Annotated in this window: 24 protein-coding genes; 16 read left to right on the top strand and 8 right to left on the bottom strand. The window is 45.6% G+C overall.

Annotation, left to right across the window (positions count from 1 at the left end):
- The first annotated feature begins 15 nt into the window (after window positions 1–15).
- Both F0364_RS13840 and F0364_RS13835 read left to right on the top strand, forming a co-directional pair.
- Complete coding sequence (locus tag F0364_RS13840; protein WP_153798376.1) at window positions 16–777, top strand: glucose 1-dehydrogenase; 762 nt, start codon at window positions 16–18, stop codon at window positions 775–777.
- 678 nt (window positions 778–1,455) lie between these two features.
- Window positions 1,456–1,866, top strand: a complete 411-nt coding sequence (locus tag F0364_RS13835) for a hypothetical protein (protein WP_153798375.1) — start codon at window positions 1,456–1,458, stop codon at window positions 1,864–1,866.
- 137 nt (window positions 1,867–2,003) lie between these two features.
- Here the strand turns inward: F0364_RS13835 and F0364_RS13830 are convergent, their stop codons facing one another.
- Complete coding sequence (locus F0364_RS13830) at window positions 2,004–2,453, bottom strand: DoxX family protein (protein WP_153798374.1); 450 nt, start codon at window positions 2,451–2,453, stop codon at window positions 2,004–2,006.
- A gap of 250 nt (window positions 2,454–2,703) precedes the next feature.
- Between F0364_RS13830 and F0364_RS13825 the strand changes: the two genes are divergently transcribed.
- The 3 genes from F0364_RS13825 to F0364_RS13815 all read left to right on the top strand — a co-directional run bounded on the left by F0364_RS13825 (window position 2,704) and on the right by F0364_RS13815 (window position 5,459).
- Complete coding sequence (locus F0364_RS13825) at window positions 2,704–3,969, top strand: sensor histidine kinase (RefSeq protein ID WP_153798373.1); 1,266 nt, start codon at window positions 2,704–2,706, stop codon at window positions 3,967–3,969.
- A complete protein-coding gene (locus tag F0364_RS13820; RefSeq protein WP_153798372.1) occupies window positions 3,966–5,021 on the top strand; it encodes a response regulator in 1,056 nt (351 codons plus the stop codon). The genes F0364_RS13825 and F0364_RS13820 overlap by 4 nt, the downstream gene beginning before the upstream one ends.
- 69 nt (window positions 5,022–5,090) lie before the next feature.
- Window positions 5,091–5,459, top strand: coding sequence for a hypothetical protein (locus tag F0364_RS13815; protein ID WP_153798371.1), 369 nt, complete (start codon window positions 5,091–5,093; stop codon window positions 5,457–5,459).
- A 48-nt stretch (window positions 5,460–5,507) separates the two neighbouring features.
- Here F0364_RS13815 and F0364_RS13810 read toward each other — a convergent pair whose 3' ends face one another.
- Together F0364_RS13810 and hemN are read right to left on the bottom strand one after the other, a co-directional pair.
- Window positions 5,508–5,879: a hypothetical protein gene (locus F0364_RS13810; protein ID WP_153798370.1), complete on the bottom strand. Its 372-nt coding sequence runs from the start codon at window positions 5,877–5,879 to the stop codon at window positions 5,508–5,510.
- 120 nt (window positions 5,880–5,999) lie between these two features.
- Window positions 6,000–7,373 (bottom strand): oxygen-independent coproporphyrinogen III oxidase, encoded by a 1,374-nt coding sequence (gene hemN / locus F0364_RS13805; protein WP_207632667.1) that lies wholly within the window; start codon window positions 7,371–7,373, stop codon window positions 6,000–6,002.
- Window positions 7,374–7,730: 357 nt separating this feature from the next.
- On the opposite strand from hemN, the gene F0364_RS13800 reads away from it, so the two are divergent.
- From F0364_RS13800 to F0364_RS13765, 8 genes are all read left to right on the top strand, one after another.
- Complete coding sequence (locus F0364_RS13800; RefSeq protein WP_153798369.1) at window positions 7,731–10,130, top strand: heavy metal translocating P-type ATPase; 2,400 nt, start codon at window positions 7,731–7,733, stop codon at window positions 10,128–10,130.
- A gap of 716 nt (window positions 10,131–10,846) precedes the next feature.
- A complete protein-coding gene (ccoS, locus tag F0364_RS13795; protein ID WP_153798368.1) occupies window positions 10,847–11,014 on the top strand; it encodes a cbb3-type cytochrome oxidase assembly protein CcoS in 168 nt (55 codons plus the stop codon).
- A gap of 3 nt (window positions 11,015–11,017) precedes the next feature.
- Complete coding sequence (gene ccoN / locus F0364_RS13790) at window positions 11,018–13,201, top strand: cytochrome-c oxidase, cbb3-type subunit I (RefSeq protein ID WP_207632666.1); 2,184 nt, start codon at window positions 11,018–11,020, stop codon at window positions 13,199–13,201.
- A gap of 12 nt (window positions 13,202–13,213) precedes the next feature.
- Window positions 13,214–13,387: a CcoQ/FixQ family Cbb3-type cytochrome c oxidase assembly chaperone gene (locus F0364_RS13785; RefSeq protein WP_153798367.1), complete on the top strand. Its 174-nt coding sequence runs from the start codon at window positions 13,214–13,216 to the stop codon at window positions 13,385–13,387.
- A 20-nt stretch (window positions 13,388–13,407) separates the two neighbouring features.
- A complete protein-coding gene (locus F0364_RS13780; RefSeq protein WP_153798366.1) occupies window positions 13,408–14,577 on the top strand; it encodes a cbb3-type cytochrome c oxidase N-terminal domain-containing protein in 1,170 nt (389 codons plus the stop codon).
- A 2-nt stretch (window positions 14,578–14,579) separates the two neighbouring features.
- Window positions 14,580–15,995 carry a cytochrome c oxidase accessory protein CcoG gene (gene ccoG, locus F0364_RS13775; protein WP_153798365.1) on the top strand — a complete coding sequence of 472 codons (1,416 nt, stop codon included), beginning with the start codon at window positions 14,580–14,582 and terminating at the stop codon, window positions 15,993–15,995.
- A 220-nt stretch (window positions 15,996–16,215) separates the two neighbouring features.
- Window positions 16,216–16,656 carry a FixH family protein gene (locus tag F0364_RS13770; RefSeq protein WP_153798364.1) on the top strand — a complete coding sequence of 147 codons (441 nt, stop codon included), beginning with the start codon at window positions 16,216–16,218 and terminating at the stop codon, window positions 16,654–16,656.
- Window positions 16,653–17,360, top strand: coding sequence for a sulfite exporter TauE/SafE family protein (locus tag F0364_RS13765; RefSeq protein WP_153798363.1), 708 nt, complete (start codon window positions 16,653–16,655; stop codon window positions 17,358–17,360). The genes F0364_RS13770 and F0364_RS13765 overlap by 4 nt, the downstream gene beginning before the upstream one ends.
- A 216-nt stretch (window positions 17,361–17,576) precedes the next feature.
- Here the strand turns inward: F0364_RS13765 and F0364_RS13760 are convergent, their stop codons facing one another.
- The gene (locus tag F0364_RS13760; protein WP_153798362.1) at window positions 17,577–18,296 is read right to left on the bottom strand and encodes a LytR/AlgR family response regulator transcription factor; all 720 of its coding nucleotides are present in this window, start codon (window positions 18,294–18,296) and stop codon (window positions 17,577–17,579) included.
- Window positions 18,289–19,404: a sensor histidine kinase gene (locus F0364_RS13755; protein WP_153798361.1), complete on the bottom strand. Its 1,116-nt coding sequence runs from the start codon at window positions 19,402–19,404 to the stop codon at window positions 18,289–18,291. Before F0364_RS13755 ends, F0364_RS13760 begins: the two co-directional genes overlap by 8 nt.
- 218 nt (window positions 19,405–19,622) lie before the next feature.
- On the opposite strand from F0364_RS13755, the gene F0364_RS13750 reads away from it, so the two are divergent.
- Both F0364_RS13750 and F0364_RS13745 read left to right on the top strand, forming a co-directional pair.
- The gene (locus F0364_RS13750) at window positions 19,623–20,159 is read left to right on the top strand and encodes a class I SAM-dependent methyltransferase (RefSeq protein ID WP_207632665.1); all 537 of its coding nucleotides are present in this window, start codon (window positions 19,623–19,625) and stop codon (window positions 20,157–20,159) included.
- Window positions 20,146–20,730 carry a VTT domain-containing protein gene (locus tag F0364_RS13745; protein ID WP_153798359.1) on the top strand — a complete coding sequence of 195 codons (585 nt, stop codon included), beginning with the start codon at window positions 20,146–20,148 and terminating at the stop codon, window positions 20,728–20,730. Before F0364_RS13750 ends, F0364_RS13745 begins: the two co-directional genes overlap by 14 nt.
- A gap of 101 nt (window positions 20,731–20,831) precedes the next feature.
- Here F0364_RS13745 and F0364_RS13740 read toward each other — a convergent pair whose 3' ends face one another.
- The 3 genes from F0364_RS13740 to F0364_RS13730 form a co-directional block, all read right to left on the bottom strand.
- Window positions 20,832–21,578 (bottom strand): SDR family oxidoreductase, encoded by a 747-nt coding sequence (locus F0364_RS13740; RefSeq protein WP_153798358.1) that lies wholly within the window; start codon window positions 21,576–21,578, stop codon window positions 20,832–20,834.
- A gap of 78 nt (window positions 21,579–21,656) precedes the next feature.
- Window positions 21,657–22,244, bottom strand: a complete 588-nt coding sequence (locus F0364_RS13735) for a TetR/AcrR family transcriptional regulator (protein WP_153798357.1) — start codon at window positions 22,242–22,244, stop codon at window positions 21,657–21,659.
- A gap of 349 nt (window positions 22,245–22,593) precedes the next feature.
- Window positions 22,594–22,974, bottom strand: a complete 381-nt coding sequence (locus F0364_RS13730; protein WP_153798356.1) for a winged helix-turn-helix transcriptional regulator — start codon at window positions 22,972–22,974, stop codon at window positions 22,594–22,596.
- A 160-nt stretch (window positions 22,975–23,134) separates the two neighbouring features.
- Between F0364_RS13730 and F0364_RS13725 the strand changes: the two genes are divergently transcribed.
- Window positions 23,135–24,190 carry an LLM class flavin-dependent oxidoreductase gene (locus tag F0364_RS13725; protein WP_153798355.1) on the top strand — a complete coding sequence of 352 codons (1,056 nt, stop codon included), beginning with the start codon at window positions 23,135–23,137 and terminating at the stop codon, window positions 24,188–24,190.
- Window positions 24,191–24,225 lie beyond the last annotated feature (35 nt).

The raw sequence follows: 24,225 nt of genomic DNA, 5'->3' as shown, positions 1-24,225 counted from the left end.
GCTATACAGGTACGCATGGAAAAATATTTTACAGGTAAAGCAGCCCTCGTTACAGGCGCCGCTTCTGGCATAGGCCAGGCAGCAGCCATGCTGTATGCCGCTTACGGCGCTTCGGTGGTGGTATCGGATATTAATGGGGAGGCAGGGCAACAGGTTGCGGATGCTATACAAAAGCAGGGTGGTAAAGCCATATTTGTTAAGGCCGATGTAAGTAATGCGGAAGATTGCGCCCTGCTGGTAAAAGCTACTGTAGATAATTACGGACGGCTGGATGCAGCGTTTAATAACGCTGGCATAGGCGGAGAGATTAATCCTGTTGGCCAGATGAGTATTGAAGGTTGGCATCACATTATTTCCGTTAATCTCGATAGCGTGTTTTATTGCATGAAGTACCAGTTGCAGCAAATGGAAAAACAGGGTTTTGGTGCTATTGTAAACAATTCATCTATTCTTGGCGCTGTAGCTTTTGCAGGGTCTGCCGGGTATGTGGCGGCCAAGCATGGTGTTATAGGTTTAACGCAAACAGCAGCGTTGGAATACTCATTCAAAGGCATCCGTATAAACGCGGTTGGCCCGGCTTTCATTAATACGCCGCTGCTTTCTGCCGCGGGCATGGATGACCAGGTGAAAAATTCCCTGCTGGTGCCGCTGCATCCCATAGGCCGCCTGGGCGAGTCAAACGAAGTGGCCGAGCTGGTTGTGTGGTTAAGCTCGGATAAAGCATCTTTTATAACAGGCAGTCACTATCCTGTTGATGGTGGTTATCTTGCCCGCTAGGGTGAGTGGAGTGTTTTTCGTGAGTGGTGAGTGGTGAATGGTGAGTGGGTTGTTTTAAATCATACATCCCCACATCTAACATAAAAAAGTACTACGTATTTCGTAAATCAGTACTTGTTTACATCGTACACCCCACATCTAACATCTTACATAGAAAAGGTACTTCGTACTTCTACCTTCGTACTTGGGTTTTGGGGGTGCCCCCAAGCTATCGCAAGGGGTCGGACAGAGCTGCGTTCGCAACCTTCGTCAAAGCAACATTTAGTTGCTTTTCCTCGCTTGTGTTCATCCTCCGGCACAGAGTCCCGCCGCCATGGCCTCACCGGGGTATCCGCTTCAATCCCTCACCCATAGCTACCGTGTGTACACATATATTAAATGGAACACGGATGACACGGATGGAACGGATACGCAGGATTTTTAATGCTGCAATGCAGCATTAGTCGTGCAAATCCATGCTTTTCCTGGTGTGTAGATTTGATTTTTTAATGGATGTTTTCGCAAATGCGAAAACAAACAGTGAAAATCCATTTTATCGGTGTCATCCGTGTTCCTTTTTTTTCTTCAAAAAATGTGTACATACGGTAGCACCTATAGTGCAGGCAGGCTTATACTACGTAAACAACTTGAATGTAAAAGTGGTATAAAGTAATAAATAGTTATTTCTAAAGCATCCTTATGTTTTTGATTATTCAAAAAGCGAACCCAGTATTCAGCATACAGCAGCAGATGCAGCAGGCTTATCCTTTACTTAAGGTGCAGTTCTTCCGCTTTCCGCAACGTAAGCAGCCTATACCGGCAGATGTTGTTTTAAAGCCTGTACAATCTCTGCGCTTTTATGACGGCTATACCTGTAACTGGAAAATTGATATCAGTAAACACAGGCAGGTAAACCAGGTGGAAGAAGATATGCAGGCACTGTTAGGCCCTTATGCACAGTTGTGTTGCAAACAGGGCGATAACTGGGTTGCTGTTAAGAACAAAGCTTATTATACTTTGGGTGAACTTTGCTGTGAAGCCTGCATAAGCATAAAGAGTAAAGCACTGCGCAAAAAGCCTGTTGCCGGTTACGCTATGCCTGCCCGGTAAAGAACAAAGCCCTGAAGAGTGCGACGCAAGTAAAGCCCCATAGTAGTTCTTGCTGCCGGGCTCATAAAACACCCCTTCAGGGGACGGGGGCGTTCCTGCTGCCGGGCCCATAATATCCTTCTCTTTCTGCAAAAATCTTATTGATTAATTTCCAGCCGTTGCCTTGTTATATCGAAGCCTTTGTATGTTTTTAAAGGGCGCTTGTGGTATTGGTAGGCCCACCATATAAGCCCCAATTGCAGGAATAATCTTACAACAGTAAGCCATGTGTAAGGGCTGTGGTGGTCCATATAGTTCAGCATTACCTGTATGTTGGCAGGAAAAACCGTAATTAGCAGAAATATAATACCCAACGCGGCAAAACGGCGGGTGCTGTAAGGTATCAGTAAAAGCCCAAAGCTTATTTCCAGCGTGCCGCTCAGGTAAATAAGGCTTTTATGCCAGGGCAGATAAGGCGGCATCATAGAAAGATAAGCATCTGTATTAATAAAATGGTTGAGGCCGGCCAGCACGTACAATGCTGACATGATGTACAATGAAACGGGCCTTTTCCGGTAACGTCCAAAGGGGCTTTTTCCTGGTTTCATAATGCCTTGGTTATGGTGTTCTTTGCCTGTTTTTTTCTCTGTATTATGAATGTAGCTAATTACAAGTACTTTGCAACATAAAGCAATGCAAAAATTATCCCCGCAGCTATAACACTTTTACAGTGATTGCAATCATCTGCAAAACTGATGTTCATCAATATGCAAAAACCGTCCTTAAATACTTTAGCCTTTGGGTATACAAATGTATTTTTATGGCCGCCTCCGGCTAACGCTCAACCTCCATATAAACATGCAACATGAACATACAGATAATGCCAACCAGTTTGAAGCGTTGTTCAATCATGCCACGCTGGGTATGATTGTTACCAACCGCAATGGCATTATTGTAAATGCCAACAGCTATGCTGAGCAGCAATTTGGCTACACTGTACAGGAGCTACAGGGCAAAACGGTTGACATGCTGGTGCCATACCGTTTTCAGCACGGGCACCACAGGCAGCGGGATGTTTATTACCAACACCCTGCGCCCAGGAGAATGGGTGAAGGGCGTGACCTGTTTGCCCAACGTAAAGATGGTACTGAATTTCCGGTGGAGATAAGCCTTAGCAATTACGAGCTGCAGGGGCAAATGTTTGTTATAGCTTTTATCATAGATATTACCATACGTAAAAAACAGGAACAACTGGTGCTGCAGCAGAAGGCCGAACTGGAAAAAATTACACTGGAAATAAAGCAGCTTAACAGTTTGCTGGAAGAAAAGGTAGAAGCCCGTACCAATATGCTCAGGGAAACGATGAGTGCCCTTGAAAAATCCAAGGAAGAGCTAAGTGAAGCGCTGGAAACAGAGAAGCAATTGGGAGAGTTGAAATCAAGGTTTGTTACCATGGCTTCCCATGAATTCCGTACGCCATTAAGCACCATCCTTTCATCCACCTACCTGCTTGAAAAATATACACAAGGTGAAGAAAGCGGCAAAACGCAAAAGCATATCGGCCGCATAAAAGGGGCTGTCAGCGATATGAAGAATATACTGGAGGATTTTCTGTCGCTGGGCAGGCTGGAAGAAGGATTGGTTACCGCCACCATGCAGGTTTTAACGCCCGAAGAGCTTTTTGCAGAAATACAGAATGCGATACATGAAATGGAACAGGGCCTTAAAAAAGACCAGCAGGTAACATTTGTAAAAGAGGGCCATGCCAGCGTGGAAATTGACAGGCACCTGCTGAAAAATATTTTAAACAACCTGCTATCCAACGCCATAAAGTTTTCTGGCGAGGGTGCCGTGATTGAAGTAAAAACCATATTGCAACCCAGGCTTTTTACACTTGTTGTAAAAGACCAGGGCATTGGTATTGCTGAAGATGATATGGAGCGTTTGTTCGGCCGTTTCTTTCGTGCAAAGAATGCCGTTAACATACAGGGCACCGGGCTTGGGCTGCACATTATAACCAAGTATCTTGAATTGATGCATGGAAACATAGCCGTTGAAAGTAAGCTGAATGAGGGAACTTCTTTTACCGTACACCTACCACAAAAAATAAACGCCTTACCATGAAAAAGATACTGGTAATAGAAGACAATGATGAAGTGCGGGAAAATATTGCCGAGATACTGGAACTATCCAATTACAAAGTTTTTACCGCCCCTAATGGAAAGGAAGGTGTGGAAACGGCGTTGCGTGAGTTGCCTGACCTGGTGGTTTGTGATATCATGATGCCTGTACTGGATGGTTATGGCGTATTACACCTGCTTAACAAACGGGTTGAAACAAATGCCATCCCGTTTATTTTTCTAACCGCAAAATCTGAAAAAGGAGACTTTAGAAAGGGTATGGAAATGGGCGCCGATGACTATATAACAAAACCTTTTGATGGCATAGAGCTGCTGAACGCCGTTGAAATAAGGCTTAAGAAAACAGAAGCATTGAAACAAAGCTTTCACTCTGCGGGGGATGAGTTAAAAAGCATAAGGTCTGAAGCATCTTCCAATAAAAACCCCTTGCTGTCTGACGAGCGGGAGATGTACGATTATACAAAAAAGACAGTATTGTACTGTGAGGGCCAAAAGCCCAAGGCCGTGTATTATGTAGTGAGCGGCCGCATTAAAGGATACCGTACCCATGCCGATGGCAAAGAGCTGATAACGCAGATATACGCCCCGGGCGATTTTTTGGGGTACCTGCCCATACTGGAAGAAACCAATTACACAGATAATGCCCAGGTGCTGGAAGATGCAAGGCTGATGCTGATACCAAGGGAAGAATTTTTACACCTGGTTACGGCCAACACCCAGGTGGCCAGGCAGTTTATTAAGCTGGTTAGCCGTAATATTGCGGAGAAAGAAGAAATGCTTTTAAATATCGCTTACAACTCCCTTAGAAAAAAAGTGGCGTATGGCCTGGTAAAGGCGGCTGAAAAATTCAGGAAGGGCGGGGCGGAAAAAACTTCCTTCACCTTATCAAGGGAAAACCTGGCCAACAGCATTGGCATAGCAACTGAATCTTTAATACGCACCTTGGCAGACTTTAAAACAGAGCAGTTGATAGCCATAGATGGCCACTCCATTACGTTGATTAATGAAAACAAACTGCGTAACCTGTTGTATTAAAGGGTGATTGATTGTGAAGTATAAAGTATGCCCTTTTCACAGATCGGCCTGGTAAAATGAAAATTACGTATGCGGAAAGAAAGATTGAACCTGGCAATGAAATGGATGCCAACATATAGCGGAAAAAATATTGTAAAAGGCTACAGCAAAAAATTTGGTGTTGACCTTATTTGTGCCATAAAGGAGTTGCGTATGCTGGGCATTGAAATAACCGAACAATACGAGACTGCGGTTAGGCAAAGCCTGGCAGCAAGAGGTAGGCAGAAACAGGAGAAAGCGCAAGCAAAAAGCATCGTGGAACCAGCGGATTCAGAGATTGAATGCGATGAAAACTTTGCTTTTATCGCTGGATATACCAGTGGTGGCGCCCCTTATGGTATAACCTGGGAACAAGAGGCTTTGTACAACGGCGTGTTGCAGGATTTTGAAGATTCATAAGTTCTTCAAACAGTCTTATAAAAAAACATAATTAGGTTTTGTAAAAAATTACTTTCTGCTGCTAACCGGCGCCAGGGCGGCGCTCAGCAATTCGCCTTCGTGGTTTTGCCTTTCCAGCGGCCAGTTACGTGTAAGCAGGGTTTCAATCCATACGGAGCCGCTTTTGCGCAATATCTGCGCCTGCAAACCCAGCGATAAAAAATCAGCTTCCACTTCTGAAACTGTGCGGTGGCCACTTATATCTACAAAGCAATATTCCTCTGCATGTGCCAGCAAATGCGCTACGTTACCGTTTACCAGCCTTCGTTGCGGGTGCGCTGTTTCCTGGGCATAAAATATAATCCGTAAAAACGGGTACAGGCTGCCGAATACTTCCTGTATTTTTTCTGTGGTTGTGTTATCGTTGATAAGTAATTTCATCTCATACTCCTTTAAGTTGTTCCTGTTATATCCGCTAAACAGCGGCAGCATAACAAATGTAGTGTGCGGTTAATGCGCATCTCACAACGGCAGTCAATATGCCGCATGAGTTTCATCAGGCTATATGGCCTTGCTGAAAATATTGCTTTGCAAACTGTTCCGTTCCGCCGTTACATCAAAAGCCCGGCAAATGTTGCGGAGAAAATAATGCCCGGCCTCAGTTACAGCAGCCCCGGTTTGGTTATACTGCACAAGGCCATCCGCGGCAAGCGCTTCCAGGTGGTTAAAGCAGTATTTATTAAGCAAAGGCAAATCATCTTCTGCAAACTGTGTACGCCCCTTGCAAATGATATCCAGTATGTATTGCCGCAAAGCAATATCCTCCCTGTTAAGCAGGTATCCCTTTTTAATGGCAAGCTGCCCGCTGTTTACCTGCCTGTAATAATCCTGCAATTGCTTTTCGTTTTGGGCATAGCCAATGCCGCAATCGCTGATGGCGGATACACCCAGCCCGATAAGCATTTCTGTATGGCTGGTGGTATAGCCCATAAAATTGCGGTGCAAACGGCCGTTAAGGTAGGCGGTATGCAAGGCATCGCCGGCAAGGGCAAAATGGTCCATGCCAATATCGGTGTAACCCCCGGCCAGCAACATTTGCCTGCCGGTTAAGTATAACTGCAATTTCTCCCCCGCGGCAGGCAAATGGCTTTCATCAAAAAGTCGCTGGCCCCTGCTTTTCCAGGGTATGTGTGCGTAGCTGTAAAAGGCAATGCGTTCCGGCTTAAGCTGCAATACCTGCCGCATAGTGTTTTCAATGCTTTGTTGTGTTTGTAGCGGCAGGCCATAAATCAAATCGAAGTTTACGGAAGTAAAACCAGCTTTTTTGGCAATTTGCACCCCATGCTGCACGTTGCTGAAAGGCTGTACCCGGTTAATAGCCTGTTGCACCTTTTCATCAAGGTCCTGCACGCCATAACTTATGCGGCGAAAACCATATTTGTACAATACCTGCAGGTGCGCTAACGTAGTGTTATTGGGGTGCCCTTCCACACTAAACTCATGCATAGGGTGAATGGCGCTTTTTTCCAGCAGCATTTCCATTAACCTGCCCAGGTTTTCCGGGCTAAAAAAAGTGGGGGTGCCCCCGCCCAGGTGCAGCTCCCGTATCACCGGCGTACTGCCCAATAACCGCAGGTAAAGGCTCCACTCTTTTTCCAAAGCATGCAGGTAAGCACTTTCAACCTGGTGGTTGGCGGTTATTTTTTTATTGCAGCCACAGTAAGTGCAGAGAGACTCGCAAAAAGGCAGGTGTATATACAGGCTAATGCCGTTAACCGTGTTAGAAGCGGAAAATGACTTTGTAAGCCGCTGCTGCCATGCAGTAATATCAACCTGCCCGTTCCAATATGGTACAGTGGGGTAGCTGGTGTACCTGGGTACCGGGGTGTTGTATTTTTTTACCAGCCGCATGTCGGGCAAAAGGCTATTGTTCATCTTCCGAAAATAACCTCGCATCACAGTCAAAATGCTGACGATAATCATATACCGGATTGTTATTTATCATGTTATGGTTTATGGTGCGGTATAGTTTTGCTTTTGTTTGATACATTTTTTCAGCAGGGCTTTGCCCTGTCTGGAAAGAGTTTGGGGGTGCCCCCAAGCTGCGCAAGGGGTCGGGCTTTCCGCTATTACTCCGCCACAAGGCAGAGCTGCGATGGCTTCAGCGGGGTAACCGCTTCAATCCCTCACCCGACAGTGCAGCACGCTGCCTTTTTGCGGGCAGCTTTGTACACAGCAAAAGAAAAAACAACAGCCCTTGGGGCATGTCGCAAAACCTTAATCACCACAAGTATGGCTTCAGCAATAGTAACAAGTAACATACAATGCTTTCACTGCGGTGAAGATTGCGGCAGGCAGCCCGTAAAAGCCCATGATAAAAGCTTTTGTTGCCAGGGCTGCAAAATGGTGTACGAAATACTTTCTGAAAATGATTTGTGCGAGTATTACAACCTTTCAGCTAATCCCGGCGCTTCGCAAAAACACCGGGTAAGGGAGGGTAAATTCGCTTTTTTGGATGATGAAAAAATTGCCACGCCGCTTATCACCTATAAAGATGCGGTGCAAACCCATGTATGTTTTTACCTGCCGCAAATACATTGCAGCAGTTGCCTGTGGCTGCTGGAAAACCTGCACAAACTAAACGAACATATACTCGGCAGCAAGGTAAACTTTACCAGGAAAGAGGTGGAAATCATATTCAACCACCAAAAAGTATCATTGCGCAAAACGGCTGAACTGCTGGCCGGCATAGGTTACGAACCCTACATAAGCCTGGGTGATATGAAGGGTAAAAAACCCGTTGCTGATAAATCCAAAATATACAAGCTGGGCGTGGCCGGTTTTTGCTTCGCCAATATTATGCTGCTTAGCTTTCCCGAATACTTTGGTATCGATGCCAAAGAAGCATCGCTGGCGGGGCTTTTTCGTGTAATGAACGTATTGCTTAGCCTGCCGGTTGTTTTTTACAGCGCTTCAGAATTTTACATAAGCGCTTATAAAAGCTTGCGGCACCGTTTTCTTAACATAGATGCGCCTATTGTGCTGGCCATACTGGTTACGTTTGTACGCAGCATGTACGAAGTGGTAACTGGCGCCGGCGCCGGCTACTTTGACAGTATGACGGGTATCGTATTTTTTATGCTGGCAGGCCGCGTATTGCAGGACAAGACTTACGGGCAGTTAAATTTTGACAGGGATTATACCGCTTACTTTCCTGTAGCGGTTACACGCCTTGCCAATAGTAAGGAAGAACCGGTTAGCCTGCCTGAGATAAAGCTTAATGATACCCTGCTGATACATAACAGCGAACTGGTGCCTGCGGATGGCATTCTAACCCGCGGCTCTGCTTTAATTGATTACAGTTTTGTTACCGGCGAAACAACCCCCGTGCTGAAAGAAATGGGTGAAATAATTTACGCCGGTGGCAGGCAAACCGGCGGCAATATTGAAATGCTGGTCATAAAGGAAGTGGCACAGAGTTATTTAACCCGCCTGTGGAACCGCGATACAGCCGAAAAAGATAAACAGGATGCCAACAACTCTTTTGTTCATTTTTTAAGCAGGTGGTTTACCTGGATAGTTTTATCCATCGCGGCCGTAGCCGCATTATACTGGTTTATACAGGGTGATACACACAAAGTATGGAGCAGTGTTACCGCCGTGCTGATTGTTGCCTGCCCCTGCGCACTGCTGCTGAGCAACACATTTACCAATGGCAACATATTGCGCATACTAAGCCGTAACGGGTTTTACCTGCGCAATGCCCAAACCATAGAATCTATCGCGGGCATCAACCATATCGTGTTCGATAAAACAGGTACGCTTACCACCGGCAGCAGCGAAAGCATAGAATATGAAGGCCAGCCGCTTACCGCTGCTTTAAAAAACAAGGTAGCGGCGCTTGCCTCCCAGTCAGTACACCCTGCCAGTAAAGCGATAGCTAAATTTTTACGTGTTAGCAGTATAGTAAATGTGCAGGCTTTTAAAGAAACCGCAGGCAAAGGCATTGAAGGCTTTGTAGATGGCGACCTTATTATGCTGGGCTCAAAATCTTTTGTGTTGAATGATGCCCAGCCAGATGCTGCCACTACCGTTTACCTGGCTGTTGAGGGCCGGCAGGTGGGGTTGTTCAGGTTTCGCAACCAGTATAGGCAACAGGTGCCGCAATTGTTATCGTTGTTAAAAAATAAATACCCGGTAACCATATTAAGTGGCGATAACGAAGGCGAAAAACAATACCTGCGCCAGTTGCTGGGCAGCGATGCGGTATTGCGTTTTAACCAGCAACCGGCAGATAAACTGCTTGCCATAGAACTATTGCAGGAACAGGGCAAAAAAGTGCTAATGGCGGGTGACGGCCTTAACGATGCCGGTGCTTTGCAGCAGGCCAACGCCGGTATTGCCATTACCGATAACAGCAACAATTTTACCCCTGCCAGCGATGCCATACTGGAAGCGGGTAAGCTGCCATTGCTGCAAAAATTCATTACGCTTTGTAAAATAAACCAACGTATTGTTCTGGCCAGTTTTGTTGTTTCTATACTGTATAACATTGTTGGTATAAGTTATGCGGTGCAGGGCAACCTTTCGCCGGTAATAGCGGCCATACTTATGCCAGCCAGCAGCCTTAGTATTTTACTGGTAACCTTTGGCTTAAGCCAGTTGGCCGCCAAAGCATTAAAGCTCAGGTAACCTGCTTCGCAGCTTGTGAGGCGGTATGATGTACTTAGCTGCAGTACTGCTATTTGGCTTTGGTTGCGTATGTCCCGAGAGGAACGATTAGGGATCACTCACTTGTACTGCAACAATTCTATTCACCAGTTGCTGTAGCAGCCTGCCCTGGGCTAATGCAGGCTTCTCTGCTATGCGTCCTTGTTCGGGGTTGTTTAATCCAGGATTGGGTAGAATAAGCGAATTGCGCATCCTGTGTTCCCGCGGAACACTTTGTGGGTAGAACATTACAGTGTGTTACCCTGCGTTCCAGAGGAACGCTTTGTGCCTGTATCTGTGGGATGGGCACAAAATGTTCTTCCGGAACATAATAGAACGTGGATGGTTCTTCTACCCACAACATGTCCCTCAGGAACATAGTAAGAGCCTGCTCTTTTTCAAATAATCCTATGTTTAATGTTATCTCATTCCCTGGTGCGTGTCTCATCACTCCGGTACTACACGGGTCTGAAAAGCCGCCCAAAGAACAGAACGACAAACGGATTGCGACGCAACGATGATGCCATGAAAAAATTTCGCTGGTACCATGATCTTCCTGTATTTCAGAATAAATAATCAATAGCGAACAAGTGTATTGTATAGATGTAACAGTATGATAATAATCATGTCCGGCATTGAGCCGCGTCAGTAAACAGCACCGGAGCCAACGATACTTTTAACACCTCATTACCATAACCATGAGCGTTGTATTTCTCTTACTTACCGCAAGCATAACCGTAGCAGCCTTATTCCTTGGCGCATTCTTGTGGAGCGTAAAACATGGCCAGTATGATGATGAGGATAGTCCGCCCCTGCGAATGCTTTTTGACGACAAACCATCCCCTACATCTACAAACAAAGAATAACCAATGTTAACGCAGGATTCCAACGAAACACTTATCAGCGAGGAAGAGCAGCTTAAAGCGATAGCGCCGCAACGGTTTTATTACGATAACAAAACCGTGCAACTGTTTGCTTATGCCACCATTTTTTGGGGCGCTGTAGGTATGCTGGCCGGCTTGCTGGCAGCCCTTCAATTGTATTTTCCCGCATTGAATTTTGATTATGCGCCTACCACTTTCGGCAGGGTACGGCCAGTGCATACCAATGCTGTAATTTTTGCTTTTGTGGGCAACGGCATTTTTATGGGCGTGTACTACAGCCTGCAACGGTTGTGCAAAACAAGAATGTACAGCGACATATTAAGCCGTGTGCATTTCTGGGGCTGGCAACTGATTATTGTAACGGCAGCAATAACCCTGCTGATGGGCGCTACAACAGGCAAGGAATACGCGGAGTTGGAATGGCCCATAGACATTGCCATTACCCTTGTTTGGCTGGTATTTGGGTACAACATGTTTGCCACCATTATTAAGCGCCGGGAGAGCCATTTGTATGTGGCCATTTGGTTTTACATAGCCACCTGGGTTACTGTTGCCATGCTGCACATAGTAAACTCTTTTGAAATGCCGGTTACCTTTTTAAAAAGTTATAGCTGGTACGCGGGTGTGCAGGATGCGCTGGTGCAATGGTGGTATGGCCACAATGCGGTGGCCTTCTTTTTAACTACCCCCTACCTGGGGTTAATGTATTACTTTTTACCCAAAGCGGCCAACAGGCCAGTTTACAGCTACCGGTTATCTATAATCCACTTTTGGTCGCTGATATTTATTTACATCTGGGCCGGGCCGCACCACCTGTTGTACACAGCCCTGCCAGACTGGGCGCAAAGCCTGGGCGTTGTATTCAGCGTTATGCTGATTGCACCAAGCTGGGGCGGTATGCTTAACGGCCTTTTTACCCTGCGCGGTGCATGGGATAAAGTGCGGGAGAACCCGGTGCTTAAATTTATGGTAGTGGCTATTACCGCTTATGGCATGGCCACTTTTGAAGGCCCCCTGCTTAGCCTTAAAAACGTAAACGCCATATCCCACTTTACTGACTGGACCATTGCACACGTACACGTTGGCGCCCTTGGCTGGAATGGCTTTTTAACCTTTGGCGTTTTGTACTGGATTATACCGCGCATTTTTAATACACAGCTATATTCTAAAAAACTGGCCAATAATCATTTCTGGATTGGAACCATCGGCATACTGCTGTACGCCCTGCCTATGTACTGGGCCGGCTTTACACAAAGCACCATGTGGAAAACCTTTACTGAAGAAGGCCAGTTGAAATACCAGTTTTTGGAAACAGTGCAATACCTGAAACCTTTTTACGCTCTGCGTGGCCTAGGCGGAAGCATTTACCTGGTGGGTGTGTTTATTATGGTGTACAACCTGTATAAAACTGTAAAAGCCGGCAGCTTTGTAGCCAACGAAGCGGCCGAAGCAGCGCCCCTGCCCAAAGTGGTAGCAACGCATGGTAAAGAACACTGGCACCGCTGGATTGAAAAGCGGCCTGTGCAAATGCTGGTCTTCAGCCTTATAGCCGTTGCCATAGGTGGCATACTGGAAATGGTTCCTACTTTCTTAATAAAAAGCAACGTACCCACCATTGAGGCGGTTAAACCCTACACGCCCCTTGAACTGGAGGGCCGTGATATTTATGTACGGGAAGGTTGCTATACCTGTCACTCGCAAATGATACGCCCCTTCAGGGATGAAGTGGCACGCTATGGCGAATACAGCAAAGCAGGTGAGTTTGTATATGACCATCCTTTTCAGTGGGGCAGTAAAAGAACCGGGCCAGACCTTGCCCGCATAGGCGGCAAATACCCGGATAGCTGGCATTATAACCACATGCTCGATCCCCGCATTATGTCGCCGGGTTCCATCATGCCTTCCTATCCCTGGCTTTTTGATGATGTGGTTGACAGCGCTGTTACACCCGCCAAAATAAGGGCTATGATGAAGCTGGGTGTGCCCTATCCTGAAGGCTATGATAAGCTGGCCACCAGGGATATGAAAATTCAGGCGCAGGCAATACAGGCAGGCCTTAAAAAAGAAAAGCTGCCCGTAGCGGCCAATAGCGAAATTATAGCCCTGATAGCTTACATGCAGAGAATGGGCACAGATATTAAAGTACCCGAAACCGTAAGTAAACCTTAATACACAACAGCTATGAAATTTATTAATTACCTGGAGAAAATAACCAGTGTGGATGTATATGCCATGAGCGCCTTTTTAATCTTCTTCTTCTTTTTTACCATAATGGCCTTGTGGGCGTGGAAAGCAGATAAAAAGCTGATAGAAACCCTTAGCAACATACCGCTTAACGACACCGGAAACAGTTAACCTAAACATGTTCAATAATCATGAAATATTTTGCTAAAATAATTTACAGGGCAGTCATCGTGGTTTTCTTACTCTTCGGCAGCTCTTACGTTTTTGCGGAAGGGCCCCGCAAGCCATCTGAAATGAACAATACGCTGGCTATTGTAATGGTGGTTATTGCTGGCGTGTTGCTGATAGCCATTGTTACGCTGGCGCATGTGCTTACCGGCGTGGCGGAAGTGTATATGCAACGCCTGAAAGAAGAAAAAAAGAAAGCCGCCGGCGCTGCCAAAATACTCAGCCTGCTGCTTTTCTGCGGTTTATCTGTAACAGCTTTTGCCCAGGATAATACAGTAACAGAAGCAGCTCCGCAGGCGGTAACTTCTATCGGCGGGCTTTCAGTTTTTTCATTTTATGCACTGGCAGGGGTTATAGCAACAGAACTGGTTGTAATACTGGTAATGATTTATTACATCAACCTATTTGTCAAAAAAGAAAAAGCGATAACAACGCCTGAAACAGCGGTTGAAAAGAAATTCGACTGGAAAAAGCTCTGGCAAAAAATGAACAACTTTAAATCTGCCAGGGAAGAAGAAGCGCTGGTGCTAAACCATAATTATGACGGCATAAAGGAACTGGATAACAGCTTGCCCCGCTGGTGGGTATATGGTTTTTATCTTACCATATTGTTCGGCGTGGTGTATGTGTACCGTTTTCATATTTCGCACACAGGCCAGTTACCGGCGGAAGAATTACAGGTTGCTTTAACCAAAGCAGCCGAACAAAAAGAAGCCTTTCTTAAAAAGAGTGCGGATAAGGTGGATGAAAACACCGTTGCGCTTAATGCCGACCCTGCTTACGTTGAAGAAGGCCATAAGCTTTTCACTGGTAACTGCGCCCCCTGCCATGGAGATAAAGGCCAGGGCGTTGTAGGCCCCAACCTTACGGATGATTACTGGCTGCACAAGGGCGGCGTAAAAGACATATTTAAAACCATCAAATACGGCTATCCTGAGAAAGGGATGAAAGCCTGGCAGGATGATTTTTCCCCTGCGCAGATAGCAAAAATCAGCAACTACATCATCACACTCAAAGGCACCCATCCGCCGGGAGCCAAAGAACCCCAGGGAGACCTGTACATAGAAGAGAATGCTGCTGCGGATACCACTGCCGCTCCTGCTGTTAAACCTGTGGATATCAGTAAACGCTAACCATGCCCAACACTACTTACAAATACCAGGAAAGCATTGATGCCGCTGCTTTTCGTGATACGCTGGCCAGCGTTGACAAAAGCGGTAAGCGCAACTGGGTATATGCCTGGCAGCCCAAAGGCCGGTTTTACCGTGTAAGAACGTACCTGAGTGTTCTATACTTCCTGCTCTTTTTCGGGTTACCGTTTATTTATGTTAACGGCAGGCCACTTTTTATGTTCGATATTCCGCATGCCCGGTTTGTAATTTTTGGAAAACTGTTTCTTCCGCAGGATTTTTTTATCATCGGCGTAGGCATGATAACATTTGTGCTCTTCATCGTATTGTTCACTGCGGCTTTCGGCAGGTTGTTTTGTGGGTGGGCATGCCCGCAAACCAACTTTATGGAAATGATGTTCCGTAAGGTGGAATACTGGATAGAAGGTACCGCGGCCCAGCAAAAAATGCTCAACAAAGCCCCCTGGAATACGGAAAAGTTTTTACGAAAAACAGCCAAGCACATTGCATTTTTTGTGTTGTCTTTTATCATCGCCAACTTTTTTCTATCGTATATCATTGGCATGCAGGAGCTGGAGAAAATTATCACAGCGCCTGTTTCCAGCCATGTGGGAGGTTTTATGGCCATACTCATTTTCAGCGGCATTTTTTATGGCGTGTACGCATTGTTTAGAGAGCAGGTATGTACCGCTGTTTGCCCTTATGGCAGGCTGCAAAGTGTATTGCTGGATAAAAATTCCATGATAGTAGCCTACGACTACCAGCGTGGCGAACCACGTGGCATAAAAAAGAAAAAAGAGCAGAATGTTTTTGGCGATTGCGTTGACTGCTCTCAGTGCATAAGGGTTTGCCCAACGGGCATTGATATACGCAATGGCGTACAAATGGAATGTATTGGCTGTACGGCCTGCATAGATGCCTGCGATGCCGTGATGGAAAAAACAGGCAAGCCCAAAGGCCTGGTGCGTTATGCAAGTGAGAACAGCATTGCCACGGGTAAACCACTGCGCTATAGCAGCAGGATGAAGTTTTACACCTTGCTGTGTACTGTAGCGGCAGGGTTGCTGGCAACGCTCATTATTACAAGAAAAGACATTGATGCCACCGTTTTCCGCACACCGGGCATGCTGTTCCAGGAGCGGGGGCAGGACAGCATCTCTAACCTTTACAACATAAAATTTGCCAACAAAACATTAAAACACCTGCCGCTTAGTATCAGGCTCCGCGGGCCGGGCAGGGTGCAAATGATTGGCAAGCCGGTAATCAGCATAGCTAAAGAGGCACAGGGCAGCGGCTCATTTTTCGTGGTACTTCCAAAAAATACCATACATGCAAGAAAGACCAATATACAACTGGAGTTATACGAAGGGAATAAGCTGTTGTCTGTCGTAAAAACGAACTTTCTTGGTCCGGTGCAATAAGGTTTATGGGCCCGGCAGCAGGAACTATCGTTGGGCTTTACTTGCGTCGCACTCTTGTACTGTTGAGTTCGCTACGCAGCTTTTCCCGCAATATAGTGTTGTTCCTGCCGCCTTCGGCGCCGGAAACTTTTGCTTCAACATTAAAGGGTTGCCATCTGCATCTGAGATTATTAAAAAGATAAACTTATTGGCAATCATTATGTACTTAAAATAAAACATCATGAACTGGGGAAATAAATTAATAATAGTATTTGTGGGTTTCGCCGCCCTTATGAGCACGCTGGTTTACAAATGCATGCACCAGGATTTTCAACTGGTGTCTAAAGACTATTATAACGAAGAACTGCGCTACCAGGAACGAATAAATGGCCTGCGTAATGCCGGCACAGCAGGCGCAGTAACAATTGAGGAAAGTGCCGGCGTTATACACCTTCGCTTGCCTGGAACTTTAAAAGGTTTGGCGCTGCAGGGCCAGGTACATTTTTACTGCCCTGCAAATGCTGCCAACGATGTTAAACTGCCACCTGACTTTAATAACGACGGAGATATGCAGATAAATAAATCTCAGCTAACGCCGGTTCGCTACCTGGTAAAAATTTCTTTGTACCAGGCGGAAACCCCATACTATTACGAACAGAGCATAACAATAAGTACCCAATGAGCTGGGCACAAACGATACCTGCATTAATGCTGGGGTTGTTAAGTAGTTTTCACTGCGTAGGCATGTGCGGCGCCATAGCGTTTACGCTGCCATTGCAGGCCATAAACCCTTCCCGTAAATTGCCGGGAATATTGTTGTACAATGCTGGCAGAATAACCACTTACAGCCTGTTGGGTTTGTTGTTCGGGTTGGCTGGCCGCCAGCTTTACCTGGCCGGTTTGCAAAGCTGGCTATCTGTGGCGGCAGGTATTGGCATGTTGGGCTTTGTTGTTTACCTGGCGGTGGGCAGGGTTTTTACAGGCAACCGGTTTGTTGGAACAATGCATGTAGCTGTACAAAAAATAATCAGCAGGCATATACATAAAACGGGCCCATTCCATTTCTTCCTTATTGGAGTTGCCAATGGCCTCCTACCCTGTGGCATGGTTTATTTTGCTGTAGCTGGCGCATTGTCAACAGGTAATGTAAAGAGTGCCGTGGCTTTTATGCTGTTGTTTGGCGTGGGCACCGCGCCGGCCATGATTTTGTTATCGTATTATGGTTACAGGATACGGCTTTCTTACCGTGAACGCATACGTAAAACACTGCCTTTTGTTATTGGCCTGGTGGGCGTATTGTTTGTTTTGCGTGGCATGGGGCTTAACATTCCTTACGTAAGCCCAATGTTGCCCGGGCCGCAGCGGCAGGTAGTAAGTTGTCATTAGAAAGAGAAAGACGGCTTTGACAGTATCATTATCCCTCCCTGGTGGGTGTCTTCATGCAGCAATTATATACGGGTCTGAAAAGCCGCCCAAAGAACGGGACCATGAAGTGATTGCGACGCAACGAAGCTCCCATGAAAAACCGAACGCCGGTATCTAAATTTTACTGGCACACACTCTCTCCCTAATGCGTGTCTTCACGCAAAAGCACAGTAAACTTTATATGCCGAGGCTTTTAAAAAATTCTTCTTTGTAATTGCTGCCAATGGGTATTTCATGTTTTTGAATAAACACCCGGTTACCTTCTATGCTGGATATTTTGGCTTTGTTGATAATGTAAGAACGGTGTATGCGCATAAACTTTTCCTGTGGCAGCATGGCCTCCAGCATTTTAAGATGAAAGCTTACGAGCATGTTTTTTTCCTGCAGGAAAACTTTGGTAAAGTCACGCTGGGCTTCAAAGAAAAGCAGCTCTGTGAAATTAAGGCGCAGCAATTTGTTATCCAGCTTAAGAAAAATATGGTCTGATGAGAGGGCTTCTGTTTTTGTATCCGGCAGCTTTTGCTGTATGGTTACCACCGGTGCGGCTATCTTTTCCTGTGCTTTAATGATGGCCTGTTTAAAGCGGTCGAAAGTTATGGGTTTAAGCAGGTAATCTGCCGCCATCAGATTAAAGCCTTCAACGGCATAATGCGTATAAGCGGTGGTAAACACAACTACCGGCGGGTTTTTAAGAGACTTTAAAAACTCCACACCGCTAACGCCCTGCATCTGTATATCAAGGAACATAACCTGTACATTAGATTCGTGCAGGGCCTGCCATGCCTCGGCAGCATTGATGCATTCCTTAACAGCCACCCACTCCGGAAAATGTTGCAGGTGCTGCTTTATCACCTGCCTTGCCAGCGGTTCATCATCCACAATAATGCAGTTAATCATGCCTGCCCGTTTTTATGTGCATATTAACAGTAAAGCTGCTATGCTCTTTTTTTGCTTCAAATGTATAATCGCCGTTATAATAATGCTTCAGCCGTTTTTGAATATTTAGCAACCCAATGCCCCCGGGCTCATTTACCTTGCCGGGCATGCAGGTGTTGGATATACGGCAGTACAAATTTTTTTGCTTAAGGTTTAGCTGTATCAGTATCCAGCTATCCTTACCCGCTTCCTCCATACAAAACTTAAATGCGTTTTCAAGAACAGGCATCAACAGCAATGATGGAAAAGGCTGGGATGGATCATCTACTTCGTAATTAAAGTTAATGATGGTTTGGTTCAGCCTTATTTTTTCCAGCTCAATATAATCTTTCATTAGCTGTATTTCCTTACCAATGGTATTGCCATTTTCATCCTGGTAAAGGGAATAGCGCATAAAGCTCGCAAGCCTTGCAACAGTTTCAGCGGATTCGTCTTTGCGGTCGTTTAGTATAAGGGCGTAAATATTATTAAGTGTGTTAAACAAAAAATGTGGGTTAACCTGGGCCTTTAGAAAATTAAACTCCAGCTCTTTGTTTTCTTTTTCAAGTTGTAGCGATGCCAGCCTTTGCCGGAAGTATTCCAGGGCCAGTTTTAAGCCAACAGGCAAGGAAAGGAGTATGAATAGCTGGTACAGAATGCCCAGGCTTAAAATGCGGGATAGTGCTACATTCTCAAACCCTCGCTGCAGGTAACTATAGTACGCCGGTTGTTTTTGCTGCAGTATATCCATGCATTGGCTGCAGTCTTCCAGTATGGCAAGCTCCCATGCGGCATCCATGCAGCCATAAACTACAAAAAGAACTATGCTGGCAATAGTGGCTGCAAGGTATTTTTTACGCAAAAAAAAGCGTGGCACAACCAGGTACACAAGCGGGTAATAAATAAGTAAAAGGCATACGGTTACCCTTATAGGGTTTAAATATGCTGCCTGTGTAAACTTTAGGTCGTTAAACGATACCTGCCCGATATAATATTGCGCAGCAAAGAATAACAGCCAGAAGAGCAGGTGTAAAACCACCCTTCTTTTTTTACCGTCTGTTGTAGAATAATCAAGGGCTAAAATATTCATGCTGTAAAAATCGCCATCAGGTGGCGAATGAAAAATTTTAACGACGAATATAAACTTCCCGGCAACAAGAGGCCTGTTTGCGGCAACGGGCTTTAAAGCCGGCTTAACAGTGGTTTTGTAGCCGCAAAGAAATTTCTGTTGCCGGTGAAGCCATGCCTGTCGGTTTTATTTCTCCGGGTAACCTTGTAAAAATTTCTTTGCCCTATAAATTATACACTATGCTGACATTCTTAAAAGCCGCTTTTGGCAACCTTAAACAAACAGGCTCTGTTATGGAAAGCTCACCGCAGCTTTCCCGCCGTATGACGCGTATCATCAACTTTAAAAAACCAGTGCATATTGTAGAGCTGGGAGCGGGTACAGGTAGTATTACAAAGCATATCCTCGCACAAATGGGGTACGGTTCGTCGCTCATGTCTTTCGAAATAAATGAATCTCTTTTTGAAAGATTGCAGCAGGTACAGGATAAACGCTTTACCGGTGTTAACGATAACGTATTGCAGTTGCAGGATTATGCTGCGGAACAATCGGCGGATTACATTATATCCGGCCTGCCGCTGGCCAATATTTGTGCTGAACAGAAAATGAAAATTTTAAACGCCTGCAAAAAAGTGCTTAAGCCAGGAGGTTATTACATACAGTTTCAATACTCTCTGAATGATATTAAGCTGTTAAAGCAAAAATTCCTTTCAGTAAGCTGTGGTTTTGCCCTGCTTAATTTTCCACCCGCGTTTGTTTATTATGCCAAAAAATAGCTTTTCAATTTCTGAAACAGGCAGAAGAAACCTGCGCATTGCCTGGGTTGTTTTTTTGTTACCCTGCATTGTATTGTACGTGTGGTATGCACCTATACTTACAAAAGAAAATATAGCCACATTTGTATCCCGTTATAACGGGTATGTACTTGCCGTTTACTTTGTTGTATGTGTATTGCGTGGGCTTACCCTGGTGCCTGCCACTCCATTTTTGCTGGCCGGTATTTATCTTTTTCAGCATACACCGTTGCTGCTGTTCATTGTTTTCCTGTCGAGTATTTTTATTGTGTCAGCGTTTTTATTTTATGCATCCGGGTATCTTGGTTTTTGTGGTTATTTTGAAAAATTATACCCGAATAAAACGGGGAGTATAAAGCAGAAACTGAATAGCCCGCTGGGGTGGTGGTTTGTACTGCTGTGGTCTTTTACGCCATTTACACCTACTGACCTGGTTTGTTATGCAGCAGGCTCTTTACGTATGCGCTTTATTCAGTTTATTGTACCGCTTATGATTGGTGAAGGCCTTATTTGCGCCTTGTACATTTTTAATGGTGCGGCCTTGCTGCGTTAACGGTTGGTGGACTGAAGCACAACCCTGCTTTACTAACGGGTGCTGCTTTGCAGAAGGCCGCGGACGAAAAATTAAAAATAACCGGTGCAGCACCTGCAAGTTTACGCTTCTATGCCATTCAATAGGTTTAATGCAGCTTCGGGCGATTGCAGGAACAACTGGTAAAGGTTTTTCGTGCTGCCATTACGTATGGCATACGTGTTGTTTTCCAGGCCATCAATAATATCGTTGGCAACTTCGTCTGGCGATAGTTTGCTGGCAGTATAATCTTTTGTAAGCGGTGTATCAACCAGCGGGGGAAACACTTCAAACACTTTTACCTGTGGGTTTGTTTTTTGCAGCGTAAGCCTTAATGCCTGCGAATAGGAATGTAAAGCAGCTTTCGTAGCACTGTATGTAGGCAGCGTTGCATTGGGCGCATAGGAAAGTATAGATTGAATGTTTACGATGGCCGCCTCTTTACTGTTTTTAAGCAACGGCAGCAATAAGTCTGTAAGGCGCACTACTGACAAGTAGTTAATATTTATTTCGTACACCGCATTGTTGTAAAGGCTGTCATTATCAACCAGTGATTGCTGTTTAGCCACACCTGCGTTGTTAACCAGTATATCCAGCCCGCCGTAAATTGAAGTTACCTGCTGCACCAGTTGCCGCACATTTTTTTCGCTGGCAACATCTGCCACAATGTAAGCGGCATCAGCTATTTGGGCTGTAGCTTCTTTTAACTTTTCTTCGTTCCTGCCTACCAGTATAAGCTGGTTTCCCTTTCCTGAAAAAGCTTTGGCAATAGAGTAACCAATACCCGAACCGCCGCCTGTAATCAGAATTGTTTTGTTTTGCGTTTTCATGACTTTGTGATGTTTAGTTTTTATGAAATTGTATGTTGTAAAAAATAGACCGATTGGTCTTTTATTGGGCAAAAAAAATTACTTTGTGTTATCCTCTATTTCTTTTTTTAGTAAATCAGTAACAAGCTTTATATGATGGCTATTGGCCTGCACCCTGGAGGCCCACAAGCCGCCTTCTATCATAGTAAGCGCTTTAACGGAAAAAAGGGCCGCGTTAAAGCCGGTTAAAAATTCGCCGGCCTTTATGCCCTCGTTCACTAATGTAGCAACAAGGTTCTCGGTATCGCTGATGGCCTTGCTTACCCGCAGCTTTATATCGGGGTTGGTATCGTCTGCCTCTGCGCCAAAGTTTAGCATGGGGCAGCCATAATTATCCTGCTGGCCTGCGCTGGTTTTATAAAAATCCAGGAATGCAAACAGCTTTTCTTTGTAGCTGGCCTTTGCATCAACCTTTGCGCAAATTTGGCTGTAGGTTTTACTCAGCAGGTAGTCCAGGGCTGCGGCGCAAATTTCTTCTTTGCTTTCAAAGTTGCCATATACACCACCTTTGGCCAGTTGAGTGGCCTGCATAATATCACTGATAGAGGTGCCGGCCATCCCTTTACGGTTAATTATCGGCGCCGCCTTTTCAATAATAAACTGCCTGGTTTTTTCTGCTTTTTTCATTTACAGAACAAAAATAAACCGTTCGGTCTAATTTGCAAAATTTATTTTGCGCTTTTGCTCATCTAAAAAATGCGAACTGGCATCCCGTAAAATTATGCGGAAAAATATGGGGCTTTCGGTTACAGTATTTCAATATAACTGCAGTCCCGGCTTTCCGCTGCAAGTCCTCGCCACTCGTACCTCGTGGCTGCGGGCTTTCCGCTTCAATCCGGCAGCCAATCAGGCTTCACCGCGTTACCCGGTTTATGGCTTTACGTTCGCCACCTGATGTAGTGTTTCTTAATTGTTTAACCGGGTAGGGCGCATTATTACGTTGAACCTACTTTTTTACATCGGTCTCCACACCAAGTCAAGCTTCTACAGCTTTCCGCATTTTAGACTTTGAAAATATATACTGCCGGTGCTGCAGACCCCAGCTTTGCAACTCAGCTATCAGCTTTTCCAATGTGCCGCTATAAGGGGTTAGGTTGTATTCAACCGTAACGGGAGATGTGGCATGTACGGTACGCTCTACAAATTCATTTAATTCAAGCTCCTTTAATTCTTTGGAAAGTATTTTGGGAGTTATGTTATTTACCGCCCGCTGCAGTTCTTTAAAGCGCAGCGGCCCGTCAGACAAGGCCAATATGATAGGCAGTTTCCATTTGCCGCTTAATACCTGCAGCGCATCTTTAATAGCCTGCATGCTTTGGCTGCATTCAGTTTTGGTAAGTTGTTGCTTTTTAAACATATCGTTGGCTTAAACAAATGTTATGGTAGCAGTATCCGGAAGGATAGCAGTATCTTTTAGATACCAAAGGTACATAGCTTTGCAGGCTTAACATACAACGCTGCTTTTGCAATGGCAGTACAACGTAATACTTAAGGACGATAACTTAAAGGAGCATAATATGGAACTAGGCATTTATACTTTTGTTGAGCTGACACCCGACGCGGTTACCGGAGAAACCATTACCGCACAACAGCGCATGCTCAACCTTATGGAAGAGATAACACTTACAGAACAGGTTGGGCTGGATGTATTTGCCATAGGCGAACACCACCGGCCGGAATACCTTGTTTCGTCACCCGCGGTAGTGCTTGCCGCGGCGGCAGAAAAAACTTCAAGGATAAAGCTGTCCAGTGCTGTAACTGTTTTAAGTTCAGACGATCCTGTGCGGGTGTTTCAGCAATTCGCCACGGTTGACCTGCTTTCTAACGGCAGGGCAGAGATAATGGCGGGACGTGGTTCGTTTATTGAATCTTTCCCCCTGTTTGGTTACGACCTGCATGAATACGACACCTTGTTTTCTGAAAAACTTGACTTGCTGGTTAAGATAAACCAGCAGGAAAAAATTAGCTGGAATGGCCGGCACAGGCCTGCCATTAACAACCTGGGTGTGTATCCAAGGCCCACCCAACAGCAATTGCCCATTTGGGTTGCCGTGGGCGGCACGCCGGAATCTGTTGTACGGGCGGCAAACCTTGGTCTGCCGATGGCACTGGCAATTATAGGCGGCACGCCGGAGAGGTTTGCCCCTTACACCAGGCTTTACAAAGACAGTTTTGCCAAGGCTGGCCACAACACGGCAACACTGCAATTGGGTATCAACTCCCACACCTATATTTCCGACAACTCGCAACAGGCCGCGGATGAATTTTATCCTTCTTATGCCAGGGCTATGTCTAAAATTGGGGCAGAACGTGGCTGGCCTCCAACCACCCGCGAACAATACGAGTATATGCGAAGCCCCAAAGGCTCGCTATTGGTTGGCAGCCCGCAACAGGTTGTTGATAAAATTCTCTATGAGCATGAGCTGTTCGGGCATACCCGGTTCCTGGCGCAAATGAGTGTTGCGAGCATGCCGCATAAACAAATGATGCGCTCTATAGAATTGTTTGGAACCAAAGTAGCGCCGGAGGTAAGGAAGGCGTTAAAAGGCAAGGTTGCTGATGTTGTTGCCTGATGAATCCACTATTGCAGTAGTTAATACAACATTAT

Origin of the sequence: Foetidibacter luteolus, from assembly GCF_009650435.1 — a bacterium.
Taxonomy (GTDB): Bacteria; Bacteroidota; Bacteroidia; order Chitinophagales; family Chitinophagaceae; genus Foetidibacter; species Foetidibacter luteolus.
The sequence above is the reverse complement of the archived record's forward strand: the minus strand, read 5'-3'. Positions and strand labels throughout refer to the sequence as shown.

What these genes read in the sequence shown, in the direction of transcription:
- F0364_RS13820 (WP_153798372.1), top strand. Translation starts at nt 3,966, where the DNA reads ATGAAAAAGATACTGGTAATAGAAGACAATGATGAAGTGCGGGAAAAT.
- F0364_RS13765 (WP_153798363.1), top strand. Translation starts at nt 16,653, where the DNA reads ATGAGCTGGGCACAAACGATACCTGCATTAATGCTGGGGTTGTTAAGT.
- F0364_RS13825 (WP_153798373.1), top strand. Translation starts at nt 2,704, where the DNA reads ATGCAACATGAACATACAGATAATGCCAACCAGTTTGAAGCGTTGTTC.
- hemN (WP_207632667.1), bottom strand. Translation starts at nt 7,373, where the DNA reads ATGAACAATAGCCTTTTGCCCGACATGCGGCTGGTAAAAAAATACAAC.
- F0364_RS13780 (WP_153798366.1), top strand. Translation starts at nt 13,408, where the DNA reads ATGAAATATTTTGCTAAAATAATTTACAGGGCAGTCATCGTGGTTTTC.
- ccoG (WP_153798365.1), top strand. Translation starts at nt 14,580, where the DNA reads ATGCCCAACACTACTTACAAATACCAGGAAAGCATTGATGCCGCTGCT.
- F0364_RS13725 (WP_153798355.1), top strand. Translation starts at nt 23,135, where the DNA reads ATGGAACTAGGCATTTATACTTTTGTTGAGCTGACACCCGACGCGGTT.
- F0364_RS13730 (WP_153798356.1), bottom strand. Translation starts at nt 22,974, where the DNA reads ATGTTTAAAAAGCAACAACTTACCAAAACTGAATGCAGCCAAAGCATG.
- F0364_RS13735 (WP_153798357.1), bottom strand. Translation starts at nt 22,244, where the DNA reads ATGAAAAAAGCAGAAAAAACCAGGCAGTTTATTATTGAAAAGGCGGCG.
- ccoN (WP_207632666.1), top strand. Translation starts at nt 11,018, where the DNA reads ATGTTAACGCAGGATTCCAACGAAACACTTATCAGCGAGGAAGAGCAG.
- F0364_RS13750 (WP_207632665.1), top strand. Translation starts at nt 19,623, where the DNA reads ATGCTGACATTCTTAAAAGCCGCTTTTGGCAACCTTAAACAAACAGGC.
- F0364_RS13830 (WP_153798374.1), bottom strand. Translation starts at nt 2,453, where the DNA reads ATGAAACCAGGAAAAAGCCCCTTTGGACGTTACCGGAAAAGGCCCGTT.
- F0364_RS13810 (WP_153798370.1), bottom strand. Translation starts at nt 5,879, where the DNA reads ATGAAATTACTTATCAACGATAACACAACCACAGAAAAAATACAGGAA.
- F0364_RS13835 (WP_153798375.1), top strand. Translation starts at nt 1,456, where the DNA reads ATGTTTTTGATTATTCAAAAAGCGAACCCAGTATTCAGCATACAGCAG.
- F0364_RS13740 (WP_153798358.1), bottom strand. Translation starts at nt 21,578, where the DNA reads ATGAAAACGCAAAACAAAACAATTCTGATTACAGGCGGCGGTTCGGGT.
- F0364_RS13760 (WP_153798362.1), bottom strand. Translation starts at nt 18,296, where the DNA reads ATGATTAACTGCATTATTGTGGATGATGAACCGCTGGCAAGGCAGGTG.
- F0364_RS13770 (WP_153798364.1), top strand. Translation starts at nt 16,216, where the DNA reads ATGAACTGGGGAAATAAATTAATAATAGTATTTGTGGGTTTCGCCGCC.
- F0364_RS13745 (WP_153798359.1), top strand. Translation starts at nt 20,146, where the DNA reads ATGCCAAAAAATAGCTTTTCAATTTCTGAAACAGGCAGAAGAAACCTG.
- F0364_RS13815 (WP_153798371.1), top strand. Translation starts at nt 5,091, where the DNA reads ATGCGGAAAGAAAGATTGAACCTGGCAATGAAATGGATGCCAACATAT.
- F0364_RS13785 (WP_153798367.1), top strand. Translation starts at nt 13,214, where the DNA reads ATGAAATTTATTAATTACCTGGAGAAAATAACCAGTGTGGATGTATAT.
- F0364_RS13800 (WP_153798369.1), top strand. Translation starts at nt 7,731, where the DNA reads ATGGCTTCAGCAATAGTAACAAGTAACATACAATGCTTTCACTGCGGT.
- F0364_RS13755 (WP_153798361.1), bottom strand. Translation starts at nt 19,404, where the DNA reads ATGAATATTTTAGCCCTTGATTATTCTACAACAGACGGTAAAAAAAGA.
- F0364_RS13840 (WP_153798376.1), top strand. Translation starts at nt 16, where the DNA reads ATGGAAAAATATTTTACAGGTAAAGCAGCCCTCGTTACAGGCGCCGCT.
- ccoS (WP_153798368.1), top strand. Translation starts at nt 10,847, where the DNA reads ATGAGCGTTGTATTTCTCTTACTTACCGCAAGCATAACCGTAGCAGCC.